Annotated in this window: 2 protein-coding genes; both read right to left on the reverse strand. The window is 38.9% G+C overall.

What is annotated here, in order from left to right; all coding sequences use genetic code 11:
- Positions 1 to 3,585: DUF4214 domain-containing protein (locus EV212_RS13280; RefSeq protein WP_132094453.1), on the reverse strand; the 3,585-nt coding region annotated here is incomplete at its 3' end.
- 178 nt (positions 3,586 to 3,763) lie between these two features.
- Complete coding sequence (locus EV212_RS13285; RefSeq protein ID WP_132094456.1) at positions 3,764 to 4,693, reverse strand: site-specific integrase; 930 nt, start codon at positions 4,691 to 4,693, stop codon at positions 3,764 to 3,766.
- Positions 4,694 to 4,868 lie beyond the last annotated feature (175 nt).

Below are 4,868 nucleotides of genomic sequence, written 5' to 3' on the forward strand. Positions count from 1 at the left end.
AACCCATTCTGCCTTTCCCTTAGGATCCGACGGACGGTTTAAAAACGTCGTATACATGCGCTCGACAAACTCATCATTTGACAGGTTTTGGTTCAAGAATTCATCACTAAAAATGAAACCTTCCGCTGCCTGAGCCCCTGTTATCGCTCCTGTATCCAGTTGTTGCAGCCAGGCTCTCCATCCGGCTATATCCGCATCCCTTTTCAGCAGCGTTTCATATAATCGCCATGCAAATCCCTTAACAATGACCTTACACTGTGCTTCCTTACTTACTCCAGGCGGCAAATACACTCCAGAATTTTTAATACTTACGTAGACGTTCGCTTCTCCTTCATGGAGCCCCTGAACAGACACTGTATTCAGATATCTATCTGCATGTATGATCTGCCAGTCCTGCGTGCCTCCATCCCAAGTGCATGAAACATCAAAATCTTCCTGCCCAGAAGTGACAGAAGCTGTTATATTTTTTATATCACCGATATCTACAAAGATTTGCTTAGCATCCAGCAAAAACTTTCCCGGCTCCCACTGAGCATAAACGTCCGTATCTCCTTTGATAACTGTTTTTGATGTAACTTTTTTCCCTCCCTGCTTCTGGGTATACCAGCCTTTGAACACATAGCCCGGTCTCTCTACATATCGTTCCTCAAAATATCTCGTTGCCCATTGCGCATATAAAGTAATATTTTTATTTCCAGAATATGTAGCCTCTTCTAAACTTGTATAGTCTTCCACTTTATAAAATGTGCCACTGCCATCTTTCTTTGTATTCCATCCCAGAAATTGGAACGAACTCTGATAATCAATAGTATTTGCCCCCTCTCCATTTCCATGGCAAGTCACTGTATAGTCCCACTCAGGATGATAGAAAAAATAATTAAACTCTATCCTATGTTTATCTCCCACACGTTCACGCACCGGATATGTTGTATAGGCCTCTCCAGCATCATTAGTTATTGGCAACGTGCCACCGTTTGCATCATAGGTCACATAATAAGTTGCTATCTTCGGAATTGACTCCCGTTCTGCTTCCTTTTTACACACCTGGCAGTATTTAACCCTCGTTCCGTCTGTATCTTCCGTGGCCGACCATAGAATCTCCCAATCCCCTGGCACATGTCCTTTTGCATCAATATTTTCCATTGAATCCGATTTAATCGAATCACATACCTTACAATGGATACTCTTACTTCCTTTCTCGGTACATGTCGGCAACTTATCCACCGTGTACTCCGTATTCCAGTCATGTTCTCCGATATCGATACTCAAAACAACCGAGTCGCCACTCACGTCTCCGGTCAATACAATATTATATTTCCCTACACTATCAAAATGAAGCATACATTCATTGGTATAAGCCTCCAAAACGCCAAACATCCCGCTGCTCGATGTTTTCCGATAAGACTGGGTTTTAATTGTACCGTATTCACTTCCGCTTGATAAGGTATAATACTGACCTATTCCAGCTGAAAATCTGAGTACAATATCCTGCCCCATGCAGCCACTATAATTTGCTTGATCAACTGTCGTATCATATACTTTATAGACTTTTTTTGTCGAACTGTCACGTACTTCGATAATCGTACTTCCCTCAGCTCTCGGCATTAAAGTATATTTTACTGTATATACTCTTGAACCATCCCCAAGAATGGTGGTACTTACCGCTGATTTGTTGCATAAAACATGATCTGTATTTTGTGCAGCAAATTCAACCGTATAATAAGTGTTCACATCCGTACTGCTATACTCAAGCACAACATCATTTCCGGATTCCAACCGTAAACTTTCAACTGAGCACTTATAAACAGTGAAGGATAAAGCATCAAGATTTTTTTCAAGTATTACTTTGTTTCCTGCTTTATCTGTTGCTTCTATCGTCTGCGCTGTCCATCTGCCTTCCAGTGTACTTTCTTCACAAAGAAAGCTTCCCTGGTAAAGGTTTCCTTCAGATGCCTCAAGAACAAGCTTATACGACTTTCCGTTTGGCATTAAATACTGGGCAACAACCTTGTCCACTCCACTTAAATCATCTGTCGCTTTTAGTGAAACATGATATGAATCACCTGCAGTCAATGCTGTCCCCTCACCAGAGATTGATGTCTCATCAATTTCTGGTGAATTCATGTCTTTCTCTGTTCCTTCGACGGTAAAATTCCCAGAATCTAAATCTTCCGCACTTTCTCCATCTGGAACCATCGAAGAGTTATGCAGATTAAGTACATTACCGTAATTATCCTCTACGACAATCTTCTTTACCTTCCACTGACCAGGTTCCATATAGGTTCCGACTTCCATGACTGCTTTATAAACACCGGACAGTTCATCATATAAACAATCTAACTCATATTCCGTCCCAGAAACCGGTTTTTCGTAGACAATCCTCGCTGAAGATATGCCATGCGCATCCGTCGCAGAAAATGTTATCTCCACCATCTCATTTGCACCAATTTTATTCTTTGATACTTTCAGCGAATCTTCCGTATACGTTGGAGCTTCCTCATCCCGAAACACCTCAAAATCTCCGGCCTTTAAATTTGCAACTGAAGAGAAAGGCCATTCTTGAGTTAACGAATTATATAATATCTTTACATTTTCCAAATTATCTGAGACATATATATAATTTATTTTCCATGTTCCCACTTCAGTGTCATCTGTTACATTTACTGTCGCTTCATAATTGTCCGTAAGATTGTTGTACTGTAATTTTATCCTTTCTTGCTGTTTGGTAGGAGTGAAGTAAAGAATATCAACAGCATCTACACCGCTTTCATCATCTGTCACTTTCAAACTTATTTGAACTTTATCACCTACTCCCACCTCTTGCTTATCCACCTTCAGGCTATCTGTATCAATTTCAGGTGTAGTTACATCCACCTGAGTACCTGATACTACAAAATTACCGGCACTCAAATCCGCTTTATCATTCATATTCGGCTCTACATTCGAATTGTAAAGAAAAACAGAATTAGATTCACTAACACCCATTATTATATAATATACCTTCCAAGTGCCCGACTCGAAACTATCCGTTATCTCCAACTCTGTCTCAAATTCATCTGTATTTTCATTGTATTTTAATCTAATACGTTTATTCTTCCCAGTAATGGGCATCTTATATGCTATATATGCTGAATCTACTATATTCCAATCGCCGGTCACCTTAACTCCGATATGAATCTGATCTCCTACCGTCACCTCACTTTTGTCAATATGAAAGCTGTCACCATTAATTTCAACCCCATCCATAGTTTCCGCAAGGTGAAGTGTACCTTTCTCACCCTCTTCCCCAATGATTTCATTTGCCATCTCTGTTTCTAGAGTTTCTATAGTTTTAGCATCATTCTCATTTGTTTCCCAAACACTTTCCTCAGTGTTTGCCGCCTCTTCTGTCACTTCCTCAGTTTCAACAGAGACTCTTTCCTTAGTTTCATTTTCTATAGGAATACCGTCCTCTGTATCCGCTTCAACGTTGCTCTCCGTCTGACTTTCTGTTTCCCCATCTTCCATAGCATATACATTCAATCCACCCAGGCTTGAAATAGACAATATTCCAGCCAACATTAAAGCTATAATTCTTCGTTTCATAATATTTTCCTCCCCCGAAAATACAATAAAATTTCACTTGATTTAATTATAATCCTTTTCAACAATCTACACAACAGAAATCTAGGCAGTTCACCTCTCATTACTACTCTCTCTATCGCATAACTTTTATCGATATCTGAAACCTCCTGACTTCTGACAAAACCGTCAAATACAGATTTTATACTAAATCGACACATTTTCGCTTTTGTTCAAGTTGAGGATGCACATACCGGTTTAATGTCATATTGACTGACGAATGCCCCAGAATACAACTCACCGTCTTATAATCGCCGCCTCGTTCTATGCAACGAGTTGCAAATGTATGACGCAAATCATGAAACCGCATATAATCTAATTTGTTTCTACACAGGAAATCCATAAAATGCTGCCTATACAGACGCGGCTCGATATATTTTGCTGTTCCACTGAGAATATAGTATTCTCCACTACTTACACTACTTTCTAAAAAACTTTCTAACGCCTTCGCAATGGGAATTTCCCGTATAGCGCTTTTAGATTTTGGCGCTCCTATAATAATTTTGGTAACTCCTCTATTCCCTTCTTTAAGATAAATTCTCTGTAATGTTTTTGAGACATAAATAATCTTCTTCTCCAAATCAATGTCCTTCCACTGCAATGCACAAATTTCACCTATTCTCATCCCCGTATATAAACTTAATGCATATCCCATAGCTTCAAAATCATGCTCACGATTAATAGCTGATAGCATTTTTCTATACATATCATCATCCATTATTCTTATTTGCGCAGCATTGCAGTTCAACGGATATTTCAATGCATTTTTCCCATAAATCCATCCGTCATTTCGTCCGTAATCTCTCAAACACATCTTTAAAATTGCTATAATATCTTTTACTGTTTTGTCTGATAATCCTCCCCTTTTGTCACGTCGTCCTCTATCACGCATTTCTATTATCATGTTCTGAACAATCTCTTTTGTAATATCGCATACTTTGTACTCACCTAACCTCATTATTAAATGATTATCAAGAACAACCACATAATTCGCGTATGTGGACTCTTTAACATATTTTCGTTTTTCTTCCACCCATACAGCCGCCCATTCTTTGAATAACATTTGCTTCATATCTTTTCTGTCTCCTTTTCGTTCAATTTAAAAAATCTAAACCGCTCTTTTCTCAGCATGCTTTGACTCTATCATATTTCAATCCTTAAGTTACTTCCTTAAGGAAAGTTACAAAAGTGGAGAAGGAAGCGTATGAAAAAGTTAAAAAGAATTGTCATGATTGGTCCGGTATATC

The sequence above is a fragment of the Frisingicoccus caecimuris genome, from assembly GCF_004340975.1.
In the GTDB taxonomy this organism is placed as follows: Bacteria; Bacillota; Clostridia; order Lachnospirales; family Lachnospiraceae; genus Frisingicoccus; species Frisingicoccus caecimuris.